The following is a 16,648-nucleotide window of genomic DNA, read 5'->3' as shown; positions in this document are numbered from 1 at the left end:
CCCCCAGTCGTCAGTCAGTAGCCGAGTACCGCCCGGAAGGCGTCGTTGGCGCGGTCGGCCGCATCCTGCAGCGCGACCGCCGACGGCCCGGCACCAAGGATCTCCCGGGAGCTGGACGGTACGACGTTCCGCACCGCCGACCCGAACACCGCGGCGAGCCCCTCAGCCGTACCACCTTGCGCACCAAGTCCCGGAGCGAGCAACGGCCCGCGGATGTCCAGGTTCTCGTCCGTCGAAGCGATCGTCGCACCGACCACGGCCCCGAACGACCCGAGATCGTCAGCGTCCGCGTTGAGCTCGCGCAGTCCGTCCAGCACCGCGCCTGCCACGGTCGGCCCGGCCGCGGTACGGGCGGACTGGAACTGCGGTCCCTCCGGGTTCGAGGTCAGCGCGAGCACGAACAGCCCGGCACCGGCCGCCCGCGCCTCGTCGATCGCCGGCTGCAGCGAGCCGAATCCCAGATAGGGGCTGACCGTCAACGCGTCACACGCCAGCGGCCCCTTCTCCGCCAGGTACGCCGACGCGTACCCGGCCATGGTCGAACCGATGTCACCGCGCTTCGCGTCGATGATGACCAGGGCTCCCGCCTCCCGCAGCCGGATCGTCGCCTGCTCGAGCACCGCGATCCCGGCCGACCCGAATCGCTCGAAGAAGGCCGACTGCGGCTTGAACACCGCGACCCGATCGGCCAGCGCGTCCACCACGCCGTACGTGAACGACGCCAGGCCCTCCGCGGTGTCCGGCAGGCCCCACGAATCCAGCAGGTGCGCGTGCGGATCGATCCCCACGCACAGCGGTCCGCGCGAGTCCATCGTGGCCCGGAGCCGCACCCCGAACGGTTGGTTGCTCATGGCAAATTCCCCTCAGCCAAGGACCGGTTGATCCGGCGGATCAGTCCCGGCCCCCGATAGATCAGGCCGGTGTACACCTGGACGAGACTCGCCCCGGCATCGAATAGGCGAGTCGCGTCGGAGGGTTCGAGGATGCCGCCGACACCGATGATCGGGAGCGCTCCCCCGGTTTCCGCGTGGATGTGCGCGACCGTCTTGGCCGAGATCTCCGTCAACGGCCGCCCCGACAACCCACCCGCCTCCGCGGCCAGTGGGACGTCGGACGCGGCCAGCCCGGACCGGCCGATGGTCGTGTTCGTGGCGATGATCCCGGCCACCCCGACGTCCGTGCAGACCCCGAGCAGTTCGTCGATCGCCTGCTCGGTCAGATCCGGCGCGATCTTCACCAGGATCGGCTTGGCGTCGCGACCACCCGAGCTCAGCCCGACCGCCTCGGCGTGCAACGCGGTCAGCAGTTCGCGCAACTGACCGGCATCCTGCAGCGACCGCAGCCCCGGCGTGTTCGGCGAACTCACGTTCACCGCGAAGTAGTCACCGAAGCGGTAGAGCCGTCGCAGCGAGGTCACATAGTCCTCCACCGCGTCCTCGAGCGGCGTCACCTTCGACTTCCCGATCGAGATACCCAGTGGATAGCCCAGCGGACCATAACCTTCAAGCCGGGATGCGAGCGCCGCCGAACCGAGGTTGTTGAACCCCATCCGGTTGATCACGGCCTCGCTCTCGACCAGCCGGAACAGCCGCGGTTTCTCGTTCCCCGGTTGCGGGTGCGCGGTCACCGTGCCGACCTCGACGAAGCCGAACCCGAGCGCCCGCCAGGCCGGCAGCGCGATCCCGTTCTTGTCCATCCCGGCAGCCAACCCGACCGGCCCCGGGAACCGGATCCCGAACACGGTCCGCTCGAGCCCGGCCGCGCCGTACGACCGCGACAGCGCACTCACCGCGCCCGGCACACGGCCCAGCCGCCGCAACCCGGACAAGGTCTGCTCGTGCGCGACCTCCGCGTCACCCTTCCCCAGCCGGTACAGGACCGGCCGGACCAGTCGCCTATACACCGCGGATCCGGGAGACCCAGTCCTGCAGGGACCGCACGCCGATGTCACCGGCCTGCCGAGCCTCGATGCCCTGTACGGCGGCCGCCAGCCCCTGCACCGTCGTGATGCACGGGATGTTCCGGGCCACCGCCGCACTCCGGATCTCGTAGCCGTCGAGCCGTGGCGAACCGTCCTTGGTGATCCCGATCGGGGTGTTGACGATCAGGTTCAGCTCGCCGTCCTGGACCATCTGGACGATCGTCGGTTCACCGTTCGGCCCCATTCCCTGGCTGCTCTTGCGAACCGTGACCGCCTCGACCCCGTTGCGCCGCAGTACGTCGGCGGTGCCTTCGGTCGCGTAGATCTTGAAACCGAGATCGGCCAGCCGCTTGACCGGGAAGATCATGTGCCGCTTGTCTCGGTTGGCCACCGACACGAACACCTTGCCGAACGCCGGCAACGGCTGCGACGCCCCGGCCTGGGACTTGGCGAACGCCGTCCCGAAGGTGTCGTCGATCCCCATCACCTCACCGGTCGAGCGCATCTCCGGCCCGAGCACCGTGTCGACGGACGAGCCGTCGATGGTCCGGAACCGGTTGAACGGCATCACGGCCTCCTTCACCGCGATCGGCGTCGAGGTCGGCAGCGTGCCCCCGTCGCCTTCGGCCGGCAACAGTCCCTCGGACCGCAGCTCCGCGATCGTCGCGCCGAGCATGACCCGGGCGGCCGCCTTCGCCAGCGGTGTCGCCGTCGCCTTCGAGACGAACGGCACCGTCCGGGACGCCCGCGGGTTCGCCTCCAGTACGTAGAGAACATCCCCGGCGAGCGCGTACTGCACGTTCAGCAGGCCGCGTACGCCGACGCCGCGGGCGATCGCCTCGGTCGAACTCCGGATCTTCTCGATGTCGGCGTTCCCGAGCGTGATCGGCGGCAGCGCGCAGGACGAGTCGCCCGAGTGCACGCCGGCCTCCTCGATGTGCTCCATCACGCCGCCGAGGAAGAGCTCGTCACCGTCGAACAGCCCGTCCACGTCGATCTCGACCGCGTCGTCGAGGAACCGGTCGATCAGCACCGGATGCTCGAACGCCGCACCACCGCCGAGCCGCTCCAGCGCCGCGTCGAGTTCGGCCGAGCTGTAGACGATCTCCATCCCGCGACCACCCAGCACGTACGACGGCCGCACCAGTACCGGGAAGCCGATCTCCTCAGCGATCCGCTGAGCGTCGTCGGCGGACAGCGCCGTACCGTGCTTGGGGGCGGGCAGGCCTGCGTCGGCGAGCACCTTGCCGAACGCGCCCCGCTCCTCGGCCAGATGGATGGCCGCCGGCGACGTCCCGACGATCGGCACACCCGCGTCCGCGAGGCGTTGTGCCAGTCCGAGCGGAGTCTGGCCGCCGAGTTGCACGATCACTCCGGCGACCGGGCCCGCCTGCAACTCGGCGTACACGATCTCCAGCACGTCCTCGCAGGTGAGCGGCTCGAAGTAGAGCCGGTCCGAGGTGTCGTAGTCGGTGGAGACCGTCTCCGGGTTGCAGTTCACCATCACGGTGCAGTACCCGGCCTCGCGCAGCGCCATCGACGCGTGCACGCAGGAGTAGTCGAACTCGATCCCCTGCCCGATCCGGTTCGGCCCGGAGCCGAGGATGAGCACGGCCGGGGTCTCGCGGGGTGCGACTTCTGTCTCCTCGTCGTACGACGAGTAGTGGTACGGCGTCTCGGCGGCGAACTCGGCCGCACAGGTGTCGACCGTCTTGTAGACCGGCCGGATCCCGAGCGCCTGCCGGACCCCGCGGACGACGTCCTCGGTGAGATCGCGGATCTCGGCCAGCTGCAGGTCGGAGAACCCGTGCCGCTTGGCCAGCCGGATGATCTCCGGGGTCAGCCGGGGCGCGGCCGCGACCTGCAGCGCGGTCTCGTGGATCAGGTAGAGCTGGTCCACGAACCACGGGTCGATCTTGGTGTTGTCGAAGATCTGCTCCGGTGTCGCGCCCGCCCGGATCGCGTCCATGATGGTGCGCAACCGGCCGTCGTGCGGCGTCTTGATTGCCTCTAGCAACGGTCCGAGGTCGGATGCGGGCGAGCCGGCCCAGGAGAACCGGGCCTCCGGCTTCTCCAGCGAGCGGAGCGCCTTCTGCAGCGCCTCGGTGTAGTTCCGGCCGATCGCCATCGCCTCGCCGACGCTCTTCATGTGCGTGGTCAGCGTCGCGTCCGCGGCCGGGAACTTCTCGAACGCGAACCGCGGCACCTTCACCACCACGTAGTCCAGCGTCGGCTCGAAGCTGGCCGGGGTCTGCTTGGTGATGTCGTTCGGGATCTCGTCCAGGGTGTAGCCGATCGCGACCTTGGCGGCGATCTTGGCGATCGGGAAGCCGGTCGCCTTCGACGCCAGCGCGGACGACCGGGACACCCGCGGATTCATCTCGATCACGATCAGCCGGCCGTCCGCCGGGTCCACCGCGAACTGGATGTTGCAACCGCCGGTGTCCACCCCGACCTCGCGGATGATGCCGATGGCCAGGTCCCGCATCACCTGGTACTCCCGGTCGGTCAGCGTCATCGCCGGCGCGACCGTGACCGAGTCGCCGGTGTGCACGCCCATCGGGTCGACGTTCTCGATCGAGCAGATGATCACGACGTTGTCCGCCTTGTCGCGCATCACCTCCAGCTCGTACTCCTTCCAGCCGACGATGGACTCCTCGATCAGCACCTCCGTCGTCGGGCTGGCCGCGAGCCCCGCACCGGCGATCCGGGTCAGATCGGGTTCGTCGTACGCCATCCCGGAGCCGACGCCGCCCATCGTGAACGAGGGCCGCACGACCAGCGGGTAGCCGAGCTCGGCCGCGGCGCTGAGGACGTCGTCCAGCGAGTGGCAGATCACCGAGCGGGCGACCGACGCGCCCAGCTTCTCGACGATCTGCTTGAACGACTCGCGGTTCTCGCCGCGCTGGATCGCGTCCACGGACGCGCCGATCAGCTCGACGCCGTACTTGTCCAGCACGCCGTTCTCGTGCAGCGCGATCGCCGCGTTCAGCGCGGTCTGGCCGCCGAGGGTGGCGAGCAGGACGTTCGGGCGCTCCTTCTCGATCACCTTCTCGACGAACTCCGGCGTGATCGGCTCGACGTACGTCGCGTCGGCGAACTCCGGGTCGGTCATGATCGTGGCCGGGTTGGAGTTCACCAGGACGACCCGGAAGCCCTCCTCCTTGAGCACCCGGCAGGCCTGGGTCCCGGAGTAGTCGAACTCGCAGGCCTGGCCGATCACGATCGGGCCGGAGCCGATCACCAGCACCGATTCGATATCTGTACGGCGGGGCATCAGCGGTTCTCCATCAGCTCTACGAAGCGGTCGAACAGATATGCCGAGTCGTGCGGACCCGCGGCCGCCTCGGGGTGGTACTGAACCGAGAAGGCGAGCACCTTGCCGTCCTTCCCGGTCAGCCGGAGCCCTTCGACCACGTTGTCGTTGAGCGAGACGTGACTGACGTCGGCCGTCCCGTACGGCGTCTCCACGGTCTCGTCGATCGGGGTGTCCACAGCGAAGCCGTGGTTCTGCGCGGTGATCTCGACCTTGCCGGTGGCCCGGTCGAGCACCGGCTGGTTGATTCCGCGATGCCCGTACTTCAGCTTGAAGGTGCCGAGTCCGAGTGCCCGGCCGAAGACCTGGTTACCGAAGCAGATCCCGAAGTACGGCAGGTTCCGCTCGAGGAGCTGTTTGAGCAGGTTGGTCGGGTGCTCGGTGGTCTCCGGGTCGCCCGGGCCGTTGCTCATGAAGATGCCGTCGGGGTTGCGCTCGAGGATCTGCTCGAGCGTCGCCGTGGCCGGCAGCACGTGTACCTCGATGCCGCGCTCGGCCATCCGCTTCGGCGTCATCGACTTGATCCCGAGGTCGAGCGCCACCACGGTGAAACGCTTCTCACCCTCAGCCGGTACGACATACGCCTCGGGGGCGGTTACCTCGCCGGCCAGATCAGAGCCGGCCATCGGCGGTTGCTGCAACACCTTCTCCAGCAGGACGGCGGGGTCGAGGATCTCGGTGGAGATGCCGGCTCGCATCGCGCCGCGCTCGCGCAGGTGCCGGGTCAGCGCGCGGGTGTCGATCCCGGAGATCCCGACGATGCCCTGCCCCCGGAGCTGCTCGTCGAGGGAGCGCTTGGCCCGCCAGTTCGACGGCACCCGGGCCGGGTCGCGGACGACGTACCCGGCGACCCAGATCCGCTGCGACTCGTCGTCCTCGTCGTTGACCCCGGTGTTGCCGATGTGCGGCGCGGTCTGGGTGACGATCTGCCGGTGGTACGACGGATCGGTGAGGGTCTCCTGGTAACCGGTCATCCCGGTGGTGAACACCGCCTCGCCGAACGTCTCGCCGGTCGCCCCGTACGAGTTACCGGCGAAGGCGCGGCCGTCCTCGAGGACCAGCAGTGCGGCCTGGCTCATTGCTCGGCTCCGATCAGGGTGGAGATGGATTCGGTCAAACCGGCGGTGTCGGCCTTGTGGCGTGGGCGGAAGCCGGTGTCGAACTCGCGGCCGTCGTGGGTCCAGCTGACCACGATCAGGCCGGACGCCTCGGCGGTCACCTTGCCTGCGATGCCACGGTCGGTCCGGACACCGGTCAGGTGGTCCGCGGGGATGAACACGTCCGAAGCGCCCTGCCGGTGGAAGACCAGTCCGGCTTCGCTGACGGCCAAATCAGCCGTACTGCGGACGCCGAGCTCGTGCACCGCGATCCGGTCCATCCAGTCGCCGGCCGTTGTAGTCGCGACGTACATGCCCTCCGTCTTGGCACCGTCGGGTGCAGCTGGGACAGACGGCAGGGGCGCGAGATCCGACTGCCTGGTCTGGCGGTTCTTCCAGCCCCGGTACATGCCGACGTAGGCGAGCCCGATGACCAGCACGGTGCCGAGGATTCCGAGGAACGCCTTCACCGGGCCGGCTTTCCGTCGAGCACGGTCGGCTCGCCGCGCAGGAAGGTGGCCACCACCCGCCCCGGCAGCTCCATCCCGTCGAACGGCGTGTTCCGCGACAGCGACGCCGACTCCCCCGGTACGACGGTGCGCCGGGCGGCCGGGTCGATCAGGGTGAGGTTCGCGGGAGCACCGGCTTCCAGCGGCCGGCCGTGCTCGCTGACCTGGCCGATCGCGGCCGGGCGGTAGCTCATCCGGTCGGCGAGCTCCGCCCAGGTCATCAGCCCGGTGTCGATCATCGCGTGCTGGACCACGCTCAGCGCCGTCTCGAGGCCGAGCATGCCGAACGCGGCCGCGCTCCACTCGCAGTCCTTGTCCTCCACCGGGTGCGGCGCGTGGTCGGTGGCGACGATGTCGATCGTGCCGTCGGCCAGACCTTCCCGGACCGCCTCGACGTCGGCCTTGGTCCGCAGCGGCGGGTTCACCTTGAAGACCGGGTTGTACGACGTCGCCAGGTCCTCGGTCAGCAGCAGGTGGTGCGGCGTGACCTCGGCGGTCACCTCGAACCCGCGCTTCTTCGCGGCCCGGACGATCTCCACCGAGCCCTTGGTGGACAGGTGGCAGATGTGCAGCTTGGAGCCGACGTGACCGTTCAGCAGGATGTCGCGGGCAATGATCGACTCCTCCGCGACACTCGGCCATCCGGTCAGGCCTAGCACCCCGGAGAGCTCGCCCTCGTTCATCTGCGCGCCCTGGGTGAGCCGCGGTTCCTGGGCGTGCTGGGCGATCACGCCGCCGAAGGCCTTCACGTACTCCAGCGCCCGGCGCATCAGGGCGGCGTCCCAGACGCACATGCCGTCGTCGGAGAACACCCGGACCCGCGCGGCCGAGTCGGCCATCGCACCGAGCTCGGCGAGCTGGGTGCCCTTGAGCCCGACGGTGACGGCGCCGATCGGGTACACGTCGGCGTACCCGGCCTCGCGGCCCAGCCGCCAGACCTGCTCGACCACACCGGCCGTGTCGGCGACCGGGTCCGTGTTGGCCATCGCGTGCACGGCGGTGAACCCACCGAGCGCGGCGGCCTTCGTCCCGGTCAGGACGGTCTCGGCGTCCTCCCGGCCGGGCTCGCGCAGGTGCGTGTGCAGGTCGACCAGGCCGGGCAGCGCGATCAGGCCCTTCGCGTCGATCGTCTCGACGTCGGTCGGCGTGTCGAGGTTGGTGCCGACAGCAACGATCTCGCCGTTGTCGATCAGCAGATCCGCGACTCGCTCTGATTCAGGACCGCCGACCACGATCTTGGCTCCGGTGATCAGGTACGCGGTCATGCGGTCTGCTCCTCAGTCGATGTGGTGCTGGTTTCAGGGCTGCCTGACAACAAGAGATAAAGAACGGCCATCCGGATTGCTACGCCGTTGGTGACCTGTTCGACGATCACCGAGCGGGTGGAGTCGGCCACCTGGGCGCTGATCTCCATGCCGCGGTTCATCGGGCCGGGGTGCAGCACGATGGCCTCGTCCGGCAGCTGCGCCATCCGGTGCACGTCGAGGCCGTAGCGGCGGCTGTACTCGCGGGCGCTCGGGAAGAACGCGTCGTTCATCCGCTCCCGCTGAACCCGCAGCATCATCACCGCGTCGCTCTTCGGCAGCACCGAGTCCAGGTCGTACGACGTGGTGCACGGCCAGGAGCTCATCCCGACCGGTAGCAGCGTGGGCGGGGCGACGACCGTGACATCGGCGCCGAGCGTGGACAGCAGCAGCACGTTCGACCGGGCGACCCGGCTGTGCAGGACATCGCCGACGATGGTGATCCGGCGGCCCTCGAGCGAACCGAGGTGGCGGCGCATCGTGAACGCGTCCAGCAGGGCCTGGGTCGGGTGCTCATGGGTGCCGTCACCGGCGTTGACCACCGAGCCGGTCATCCAGCCCGAGGTCGCGAGCAGGTGTGGCGCACCGGACGAACCATGCCGGCAGACGACGCCGTCGGCGCCCATCGCCTGCAGCGTCAGCGCGGTGTCCTTCAGGCTCTCGCCCTTGCTCACGCTGGAGCCCTTGGCGGAGAAGTTGATCACATCGGCGGACAACCGCTTGGCGGCCGCCTCGAACGAGATCCTGGTCCGGGTGGAGTCCTCGAAGAAGAGGTTCACGACGGTCCGGCCGCGCAGGGCGGGCAGCTTCTTGATCGGCCGGTCGGCCAGGGAGCGCATCTCCTCGGCCGTGTCCAGGATCAGGGTGGCGTCGTCGCGGGTCAGGTCGCCCGCGCTGAGCAGATGGCGCATCATGCGGAGGCTCCCGTCCTGGCCGTCTCGTCGACCGGCTTGTCGCCGGACTTGTCGGCCGGCTTGTCGGCGATGACCACGGCGTCGTCGCCGTCGTACTCGGTCAGGTGCACGGTGACCCGCTCGATCAGCGAGGTGGGCAGGTTCTTCCCCACGTAGTCGGCGCGGATCGGCAGTTCGCGGTGGCCGCGGTCGACCAGGACGGCGAGCTGGACCGCCTTCGGCCGGCCGATGTCGCCGATCGCGTCCAGCGCGGCCCGGATGGTGCGGCCGGAGAACAGCACGTCGTCGACCAGCACGACCACCTTGCCGTCGATCCCGCCGGGCGGGATGTCGGTGTGCTCCAGGGCACGGGCCGGTTTGAGGCCGATGTCGTCGCGGTACATCGTCACATCGAGTGACCCTGTCGGCACACTGCGCCCCTCCACCGCGGTGATCCGCTCGGAGATGCGGGCGGCCAGACCGACGCCGCGGGTGGGTATGCCGAGCAGGACGACGGGATCGGCGCCCTTGTTGCGCTCGAGGATCTCGTGCGCGATCCGGGTCAGTGCCCGGGAAATGTCGGAAGCATCCAGCACTGTGCGCGGCGCCGCTTGGGTGTCTGGTGACTGCGGCATCGGGGCAGGGCTCATCGCTACCGTTCCTCCTTTCCCGCCTCTCTGGACGGGTCTTTAAAGGACGTTCGGACCGCTTGACATGCTAGCGGATGTGACACGCCGTCTTGACGCTGGCCTCCGGCCCGGAATATTGTTACTCTGTGTAATCGAGGGGGGTTTCACCCAACGGCCCCACCCGGGCCACCAGGCAATGACCAAAAGTCGGAGGGAAGAACCAGCGTGCCTAGCGAATACGCGAAGACACTTGGCGGCAAGTTGCGCGCCATCCGCCAGCAGCAGGGCTTGTCGCTGCACGGCGTGGAAGAGAAATCCAAGGGTCGCTGGAAGGCGGTCGTCGTCGGCTCGTACGAGCGTGGCGATCGGGCCGTCACCGTCCAGAAGCTCGCCGAGCTCGCCGATTTCTACGGCGTGCCGATTCGTGAGTTGCTGCCCGGATCCGCGAGTGCGGCCGCCGCTGCCGCGGCACCGCCCAAGCTGATCCTTGATCTGGAGGCTCTGCAGCACCTGGATGCCGGCGAGGCCGGGCCACTGACCCGGTATGCGGCGACCATCCAGGCCCAGCGTGGGGACTACAACGGCAAGGTGCTGTCGATCCGGCAGGACGACATGCGGACCCTGGCCGTGATCTACGACGAGTCGCCGACGACACTGACCGAGCGTTTCATCTCCTGGGGCGTGCTGAACCCGGAGGCGAAGGGCGATGTCGAGGAGTCTTCGTCCGAGGCCGCCGGCGCCTGACCGCGCCGGCGTCACGATGGTGTGACAAGACGGTCGGGGCTCGTAGCAGCTTGCCCACGGCCGCCTGCCATCCTTCTCGATTCAACACCGCTACCTGCCAGCTGGACGTGCCCGTCGCGCGCCCAGCTGACTACACGCCCAACTGACCAAACGCCCAGCAGCCAAACGCCGATCTGACTAGACGCCCAGCGTCGGCTTGAGCTGGAGCAACCGGGCCAGCAGCCCGTTGACGAACGCCGGCGACTCGTCGGTGGACAGATCCCGGGCGAGTGCGACCGCCTCGCTCACCGCGACCACGTCCGGCACCTGGTCGTCGAACAGCAGCTCGTAGGCGCCGATCCGCAGCACGTTGCGGTCCACGGCCGGCATCCGGTCCAGCGTCCAGCCGACCGAGTGCGTGCTGAGCAGATCATCGATCGCGTCGATGTGTTTCGAGACGCCTTCGACCAGCGCCACGGTGAACTCGTTCACCGGCGGGTCGTTGTCGGCCACCCGGTCGGCCAGGGTGCCGCCGACCGGCAACCCCCGGACCTCCGACTCGTACAGCACGTCGAGTGCGCGCTTGCGGGCCTTGCTACGGGCAGACATGTTCTGTTGTCGACTCAGGTCTCAGGAGGTGACGCGGCCGAGGTAGTCCCCGGTCCGGGTGTCCACCTTGACCTTCTCGCCGGTGGTCAGGAACAGCGGGACCTGGATGGTGTACCCGGTCTCCAGCTTGGCCGGCTTGGTCCCGGCGCTGGACCGGTCGCCCTGCAGACCCGGCTCGGTGTACTCGACCAGGAGCTCGACCGAGGCCGGGAGCTCGACGTACAGCGGGAGGTCGTTGTGCACCGCGACGATGGCGTCCTGGTTCTCCAGCAGGAAGTGGGTGGCGTCACCGACCACGTCGGGCTCGATGTGCGTCTGCTCGTAGGTGCTCTTGTCCATGAACACGAACGACGAGCCGTCGTTGTACAGGTAGGTCATGTCGCGCTTGTCGACGTTCGCCACCTCGACCTTGACGTCGGCGTTGAAGGTCTTGTCGACCACCTTGCCGGACAGCACGGCCTTCAGCTTGGTCCGGACGACGGCACCGCCCTTGCCGGGCTTGTGGTGCTGGAACCACACGACGGACCACAGCTGTCCATCAAGGTCGAGGACCATGCCGTTCTTGAGGTCGTTCGTCGTCGCCACGCGTGGATACCCTTCGAGTCAGATCTGCGGTCCTGCGATTGTAGCGGTCGGCACGCTGAACCAACGATTCGAGCGAACCCCGCGGCCCTTACGCTGGATCCGGCAGGTTCGGTCACCGTCTCGGGAGGCAGTGCATGGACGTCATCTTTCCCGTGGTGGCCATCATCATCGGCCTGATCATCAAGCTGGCGAACGACAAGTCCAAGGCTGCCAAGCACGGCAACGAGGCCCGGCCGCCATCGGCCCGGGTCCAGCGCCTGATGGAACGCATCCAGGCCCAGCAGGCCACCTCCCAGCCGACCCCGCTCCAAGGTCAGTTCACCCAGCCCGCCCAGACCTTTCCGGCACCCCAGAACGTCCCGGTAGCGCAGCCCTTCATGCCCCCGAGCGCGCCCCCGATGCAGCCGGTGCCGCCGCCACCGGCGAATTTCCTGCCGCCGTCGACCTGGGTTCCGTCGTACGGGCCGCCGCCCGCGCGGCCGATGCCCGCGCACCGGCCGCCGCAGAACAAGCTGCCCACCCCGACGAACGACCTCGACAACCGGATCCGCAAGCTGATGTCGGCCGGCAACGAGGTCGGCGCGGTCCGCGTGCTCTGCGACGAGCGCGATATGAACATCATCGAAGCCCAGGCCTACGCCCGCTCCCTCGTCGCCCCGCCGCGCCCAAACACCAAGAAGAACCCAGACACCAACGCGCCAAGCACCTCCTCGACGAGCAACTCCACCGAGCCCCGCGTGGACGAGGAGACCCGGTACGTCGGCTCCGCCGCGTTCGCCGAGTCGATCTTCGACACCGACCGGGACGAGAACGTCTGGGCCAGCGGCTGGACCGAGCCCGTCGAGACCGACGACCGCACCGACATCACCGAACTCTGGGAAACCGTCCGCAACAGCGGCCGCCCCACCACCACCTGACGCTCACGGCCAGCTGATGGTCAGTTGGGTGTGGCGAGTGGTGATGTGGGTGCCGATGGGGAGTTCGTCGGCCGGCGTACTGCGTGGATGCGCGGTGAAGGTGGGACCCCGGCCGTGTCCGTAGTCCTTGTCCCACGCGCGGACCTGGGCGACGAGATTCGCGGCGAGCGCGGGCGCGGTCGGGCCGTGGGCGCGGGCGCCGAGTTCGACCAAGTGCTTGGCCGGGCCGGGACGTGAGCTGAGGTAGCCGAGGGTCTCGTCCTCGACGACTGCCGAACCACCCCAGCGCAACGCCGGACCGACCAGGCCGCTCTTGACCGCCGAGCGCTTCACCGACAGCACGCAGTACTCGGGGAAGTTGCAGGCGAGCCAGAGATCGAGGTTCGAGAAGGTCTCGTTGCGATCGAGCAGGATGCCGGACCACTCGACCGTCTGCGGTTTCAGCAGGACGCCCTCGAGTGGCTCGATGTCGATCGGCTGGTCCTCATCGGCTCGCAGTACCACCTTGTCCTCGTACAGCCGGAGCACCCGCTCGTAGTTGGCGCCTGCGCCCTGCATCGACACGAACCCACAGAGCACGTCCGACCGGCCGGTCAGGTGATCGCCGTTCTTGTCGAAGGCGATCGACCTCGTCTGCCCACGCAGCCGCAGCGGTACGACGAGACGGCCGGCCGCGCTGAGTTGGTCGAACCAGGCCGGTGCGATGTCCCCAGCCGTGACCGTGATCAGGATCAGGTCGTACGGCGCGCTCTCGGGGCAGCCGAACTCGCCGTCGGCACGGACCACCCGGACACGTGAGTACCCGGCTTCGGTCAGCGTCCGGCGAGCCCGTTCGGTCACTTCCGGGTCGATGTCGAGCGTGGTCACCGACCCGTCCAGGCCGGCCAGCTCGCTCATCAGCGCCGCGTTGTAGCCGCCGGACCCGATCTCCAGCACCCGGTCCCCGGGCTCGATCGCGGCTTGTTCCAGCATCATCGCGACCACGGCCGGCTGCGACACCGTACTGATCGCCGCACCAGTCGGGTCGCTCTTCATCAGCACGACGTCGTCGGTGTAGGCGACCTCGGGCGGTACGTTCGGGACGAAGACGTGCCGCGGCACCGTCCGGAACGCGGCCACGATCGGCCCGCTCCGCAGCGCGCCCTGGTCGATCAGCCGCGCGGTCAACGCCGAGCGCAACGAACCGGCGTACCTGGGATCGCTGCCCGACCAGTCCATCCGATCAGTCTGTCTTGTCGCCGAGGGATTCGAGCAGGGTCCGCAGGGTGCCCGCCAAGGTCTCGCGTTCTTTTGCCGAAAGCCCTTCGAGCAACTTGTTCTCGATCGCCACGTGGGTCGGCAGCACCGCGTCGATCAGCTTCAGGCCCTTATCGGTCAGCGTGACCTGGACGACGCGGCCGTCGGTCTCGCTGGGCCGCCGGGTCACGAGTCCGCGCGCCTCCAGCCGGTCGAGGCGCTGGGTGATCGCGCCGGAGGTGACCATCGCCGACCGCATCAGGCCGGCCGGGGTCAGCCGGTGCTCGGCGTTGCTCCGGCGGAGCGTGGCGAGTACGTCGAACGAGGCGGCGTCCAGATCGTGGGCGGCGAAGTTGCGGCGCAACTCGGTGTCGACCAGCTGGGCGAGCCGCTTCAGCCGGCCCATCACAGCCATCGGCGAGGCGTCCAGATCGGGACGCTGCTCACTCCACTGGGCGAGCACCAGGTCGACGTGGTCTGCCATGCCGACAGCCTAGCAAATTACTTAGCGCTGAGATATATTGTCTTAGTGCTAAGCAATCGACTCGCCCTGATCCTCACCACGGCCATCGCGCCGGCGCTGTGGGGAACCACCTATCTGGTCACGACGGAACTCCTCCCACCGGACCGTCCCCTCCTGGCGGGCGTGATCCGCGCGCTCCCGGCCGGCCTGCTGCTGGTCGCGTTCACCCGACGGCTTCCGCAGGGGATCTGGTGGTGGCGGGCCTTCGTCCTCGGCGCGCTCAACATCGGCGCGTTCTTCGCCCTGCTCTTCGTCGCGGCGTACCGGCTGCCTGGTGGCGTGGCCGCGACGGTCGGCGCGCTGCAGCCGCTGCTGGTCGCTGTGCTGGCGGCTGGCCTGCTCGCCCAGCGCATGACCTTGCGTACGACGATTGCCGCTGTGGCCGGTGTCTTCGGCGTCAGCCTGCTGGTACTACGCGCTGACGCGCGGCTGGACGCCTGGGGTGTCGCCGCGGCGCTCGGTGGTGCCGTGGTGATGGCGACCGGGGTCGTGCTCAGCAAGAGGTGGACCTCCCCCGCTCCCCTGCTAGCCACAACCGGATGGCAACTGGTCGCAGGTGGTCTGCTGCTGCTCCCGGTCGCCCTCATCGTCGAGGGAGCGCCACCCAGCTCGCTGACAGCGTCGAACCTCGCCGGTTACGCCTACCTGACCCTGATCGGCTCGGCACTGGCGTACGCACTCTGGTTCCGCGGCTTGCGCAGTCTGACCCCGACCGACGTCACATTCCTCGGCCTGCTCAGCCCGCTCGTGGCCACCCTCCTCGGCTGGCTCGCCCTCAACCAGCAACTGACCGCACCCCAACTCCTCGGCGCCCTAGTCGTCCTCACCGCCTTGCTAGCCGCCCAAACCAGACCGAAGACCATCACCCCGCCTCCCGCCCCAGCTCGCGTGCTGGTCTGCGCCGCCCAGGAGAGCCGATGAAGATCGCCGTGTTCGGAGCAAGGCGCTCATCGACGAAGCCGAACACAAGCGGCTCCCCCGTGCCCGCTTCACCGTCGGCTACTGAGCGACCTTGAGCACCCGCCGGGCACCGAATCGGTCGATCGGTGACCGGCCGGTGCTCAAGGTCGGTGCTCAGATGAGGCCTTCGCGGAGGGCGTAGGCGACTGCGTGGGAGCGGTTCCTCAGTTGGAGCCGGCTGGTCACGTCGTGCAGGACGTTCTTCACCGTGCGCTCCGAATACGACAGCTCGCGGGCGATCTCCTGCGTATCCCTGCCGTCGGCAACGAGTCGCAGGACCTGGGTCTCCCGGTCGGACAGGCCGGTCCGGGTGAGCCCACGCGGCGCGAGGACATGGCGCTGCATCCGCGACACCTGACCGAGCAGGCGGCCGAGCAGATCCGGTGGCAGGCTGCCGTCACCCGCGGCAGCGGCCTGGATCAGGTGCACGATCCGTTCGGCGGTGGCCTCCGCGCGTCGTAGTACGCCGGACACCCCCAGCTCGACCGCGGTCATCAGTGCCTCGTCGTCGATCGTGCTGCCGATCAGCACGGTACGGGTGCAGCCACGCTGGGCCGCGGCCCGCAGGACCTGGACGGCGGCACCGTCCAGAGTGTCGACTGCGACCAACGCGACCACTGGCGGGGCGGCGCGCTGATCAGCCTTCGACACTTGCAGCAGATCGGCCAGGTCGGCCTCGGAGATCAGGACGATCTCCGGCCGCTGCCGCAGCGCGTGGACCAGCCCGAACTGCGAGAGCGGATCGAGCGCCTTCACCCAGACCGGTATGCGCTGATGTTTCACAGACGTCACTCCCCCAGAGCGTTGATCGGAACGGACCATTTCCGCTGTCACGGCGAACCCCCAAGATCGTCGATTCCATCCTGGTCGCGGCCCTTAAGCCCTCCTTAAACCGAGCAGCGCAGACCCGTCGACCTACGACCCATGGTTACATCCCAGCATTTCACGGCCGTCTCACGCCACATTCTTTCCGCGTCAGCTTTCCAGCTGTGTGAGTGCGCGGAGGGCAAGACGATAGGAGTCGAGGCCGAACCCGGCGATGGTGCCGCTGGCAACCGCGGCGACCACGCTGGTGTGCCGGAACTCCTCCCGGGCGGCCGGGTTGCTGATGTGGATCTCGATCAACGGCGCGGTCCGCTGCGCGCAGGCGTCCCGCAGCGCGTACGAGTAGTGGGTGAACGCGGCCGGGTTGAGTATCACCGGGGTCTTCTGGTCCGCGGCCTCGTGTAGCCAGCCGACCAGTTCGGCCTCGTCGTCGGTCTGACGGACCTCGACGTCGAACCCCAGTTCGGCACCGGTCTTCTCGCAGTCCGCCACCAGATCGGCGAACGTGGTCGCGCCGTACACATCCGGCTCCCGCGACCCCAACCGCCCAAGGTTCGGCCCGTTCAACACCAGTACTTTCCGCCCAGCAGCGGCCACGTCA

Annotated in this window: 17 protein-coding genes; 3 read left to right on the top strand and 14 right to left on the bottom strand. The window is 68.6% G+C overall.

Translation table 11 applies throughout. The annotated features are described in order from the left end of the window. Positions 1-14: 14 nt before the first annotated feature. Genes pyrF through pyrR form a run of 8 tightly spaced genes read right to left on the bottom strand, consistent with a single transcriptional unit; the run spans position 15 to position 9,690 of the window. Positions 15-851 (bottom strand): orotidine-5'-phosphate decarboxylase, encoded by an 837-nt coding sequence (pyrF, locus tag EV643_RS16765; protein ID WP_133801002.1) that lies wholly within the window; start codon positions 849-851, stop codon positions 15-17. Beyond that, positions 848-1,903, bottom strand: coding sequence for a quinone-dependent dihydroorotate dehydrogenase (locus tag EV643_RS16760; protein WP_133801001.1), 1,056 nt, complete (start codon positions 1,901-1,903; stop codon positions 848-850). Before EV643_RS16760 ends, pyrF begins: the two co-directional genes overlap by 4 nt. Next, a complete protein-coding gene (gene carB, locus EV643_RS16755; protein WP_133801000.1) occupies positions 1,896-5,198 on the bottom strand; it encodes a carbamoyl-phosphate synthase large subunit in 3,303 nt (1,100 codons plus the stop codon). The genes EV643_RS16760 and carB overlap by 8 nt, the downstream gene beginning before the upstream one ends. Further along, entirely contained in the window at positions 5,198-6,316 is a 1,119-nt protein-coding gene (gene carA, locus EV643_RS16750; RefSeq protein ID WP_133800999.1) for a glutamine-hydrolyzing carbamoyl-phosphate synthase small subunit, read from the bottom strand. The genes carB and carA overlap by 1 nt, the downstream gene beginning before the upstream one ends. Then, positions 6,313-6,804 carry a PH-like domain-containing protein gene (locus EV643_RS16745; RefSeq protein WP_133800998.1) on the bottom strand — a complete coding sequence of 164 codons (492 nt, stop codon included), beginning with the start codon at positions 6,802-6,804 and terminating at the stop codon, positions 6,313-6,315. Before EV643_RS16745 ends, carA begins: the two co-directional genes overlap by 4 nt. Further along, the gene (locus EV643_RS16740) at positions 6,801-8,108 is read right to left on the bottom strand and encodes a dihydroorotase (RefSeq protein WP_133800997.1); all 1,308 of its coding nucleotides are present in this window, start codon (positions 8,106-8,108) and stop codon (positions 6,801-6,803) included. The genes EV643_RS16745 and EV643_RS16740 overlap by 4 nt, the downstream gene beginning before the upstream one ends. Beyond that, positions 8,105-9,058 (bottom strand): aspartate carbamoyltransferase catalytic subunit, encoded by a 954-nt coding sequence (locus EV643_RS16735; RefSeq protein ID WP_202869592.1) that lies wholly within the window; start codon positions 9,056-9,058, stop codon positions 8,105-8,107. The genes EV643_RS16740 and EV643_RS16735 overlap by 4 nt, the downstream gene beginning before the upstream one ends. Next, positions 9,058-9,690: a bifunctional pyr operon transcriptional regulator/uracil phosphoribosyltransferase PyrR gene (pyrR, locus tag EV643_RS16730; RefSeq protein ID WP_202869580.1), complete on the bottom strand. Its 633-nt coding sequence runs from the start codon at positions 9,688-9,690 to the stop codon at positions 9,058-9,060. Before pyrR ends, EV643_RS16735 begins: the two co-directional genes overlap by 1 nt. A gap of 204 nt (positions 9,691-9,894) precedes the next feature. On the opposite strand from pyrR, the gene bldD reads away from it, so the two are divergent. After that, positions 9,895-10,413, top strand: coding sequence for a transcriptional regulator BldD (gene bldD / locus EV643_RS16725; protein ID WP_133800995.1), 519 nt, complete (start codon positions 9,895-9,897; stop codon positions 10,411-10,413). A gap of 177 nt (positions 10,414-10,590) precedes the next feature. Here bldD and nusB read toward each other — a convergent pair whose 3' ends face one another. Continuing rightward, entirely contained in the window at positions 10,591-11,001 is a 411-nt protein-coding gene (gene nusB, locus EV643_RS16720; protein ID WP_133800994.1) for a transcription antitermination factor NusB, read from the bottom strand. Between the two features lie 21 nt (positions 11,002-11,022). Further along, entirely contained in the window at positions 11,023-11,586 is a 564-nt protein-coding gene (efp, locus tag EV643_RS16715) for an elongation factor P (protein ID WP_133800993.1), read from the bottom strand. A 134-nt stretch (positions 11,587-11,720) separates the two neighbouring features. On the opposite strand from efp, the gene EV643_RS16710 reads away from it, so the two are divergent. Continuing rightward, complete coding sequence (locus EV643_RS16710; protein WP_133800992.1) at positions 11,721-12,503, top strand: hypothetical protein; 783 nt, start codon at positions 11,721-11,723, stop codon at positions 12,501-12,503. A gap of 3 nt (positions 12,504-12,506) precedes the next feature. Here the strand turns inward: EV643_RS16710 and fxlM are convergent, their stop codons facing one another. Next, positions 12,507-13,721 (bottom strand): methyltransferase, FxLD system, encoded by a 1,215-nt coding sequence (fxlM, locus tag EV643_RS16705; protein ID WP_133800991.1) that lies wholly within the window; start codon positions 13,719-13,721, stop codon positions 12,507-12,509. A gap of 4 nt (positions 13,722-13,725) precedes the next feature. After that, a complete protein-coding gene (locus EV643_RS16700) occupies positions 13,726-14,223 on the bottom strand; it encodes a MarR family winged helix-turn-helix transcriptional regulator (RefSeq protein ID WP_133800990.1) in 498 nt (165 codons plus the stop codon). A gap of 45 nt (positions 14,224-14,268) precedes the next feature. On the opposite strand from EV643_RS16700, the gene EV643_RS16695 reads away from it, so the two are divergent. Next, positions 14,269-15,183 carry an EamA family transporter gene (locus EV643_RS16695; RefSeq protein WP_133800989.1) on the top strand — a complete coding sequence of 305 codons (915 nt, stop codon included), beginning with the start codon at positions 14,269-14,271 and terminating at the stop codon, positions 15,181-15,183. Between the two features lie 153 nt (positions 15,184-15,336). Here the strand turns inward: EV643_RS16695 and EV643_RS16690 are convergent, their stop codons facing one another. After that, positions 15,337-16,005, bottom strand: coding sequence for a response regulator transcription factor (locus EV643_RS16690; protein WP_238165624.1), 669 nt, complete (start codon positions 16,003-16,005; stop codon positions 15,337-15,339). Between the two features lie 192 nt (positions 16,006-16,197). Next, positions 16,198-16,644, bottom strand: a complete 447-nt coding sequence (aroQ, locus tag EV643_RS16685; protein ID WP_133801141.1) for a type II 3-dehydroquinate dehydratase — start codon at positions 16,642-16,644, stop codon at positions 16,198-16,200. Between the last annotated feature and the right edge of the window lie 4 nt (positions 16,645-16,648).

Origin of the sequence: Kribbella caucasensis, from assembly GCF_004361855.1 — a bacterium.
GTDB classification, from domain to species: Bacteria; Actinomycetota; Actinomycetes; order Propionibacteriales; family Kribbellaceae; genus Kribbella; species Kribbella caucasensis.
Note: the sequence above shows the minus strand (reverse complement) of the source record. Positions and strands in the feature narration are given on the sequence as shown.

What these genes read in the sequence shown, in the direction of transcription:
- pyrF (WP_133801002.1), bottom strand. Translation starts at nt 851, where the DNA reads ATGAGCAACCAACCGTTCGGGGTGCGGCTCCGGGCCACGATGGACTCG.
- carB (WP_133801000.1), bottom strand. Translation starts at nt 5,198, where the DNA reads ATGCCCCGCCGTACAGATATCGAATCGGTGCTGGTGATCGGCTCCGGC.
- carA (WP_133800999.1), bottom strand. Translation starts at nt 6,316, where the DNA reads ATGAGCCAGGCCGCACTGCTGGTCCTCGAGGACGGCCGCGCCTTCGCC.
- EV643_RS16740 (WP_133800997.1), bottom strand. Translation starts at nt 8,108, where the DNA reads ATGACCGCGTACCTGATCACCGGAGCCAAGATCGTGGTCGGCGGTCCT.
- EV643_RS16735 (WP_202869592.1), bottom strand. Translation starts at nt 9,058, where the DNA reads ATGCGCCATCTGCTCAGCGCGGGCGACCTGACCCGCGACGACGCCACC.
- pyrR (WP_202869580.1), bottom strand. Translation starts at nt 9,690, where the DNA reads ATGAGCCCTGCCCCGATGCCGCAGTCACCAGACACCCAAGCGGCGCCG.
- nusB (WP_133800994.1), bottom strand. Translation starts at nt 11,001, where the DNA reads ATGTCTGCCCGTAGCAAGGCCCGCAAGCGCGCACTCGACGTGCTGTAC.
- EV643_RS16710 (WP_133800992.1), top strand. Translation starts at nt 11,721, where the DNA reads ATGGACGTCATCTTTCCCGTGGTGGCCATCATCATCGGCCTGATCATC.
- fxlM (WP_133800991.1), bottom strand. Translation starts at nt 13,721, where the DNA reads ATGGACTGGTCGGGCAGCGATCCCAGGTACGCCGGTTCGTTGCGCTCG.
- EV643_RS16700 (WP_133800990.1), bottom strand. Translation starts at nt 14,223, where the DNA reads ATGGCAGACCACGTCGACCTGGTGCTCGCCCAGTGGAGTGAGCAGCGT.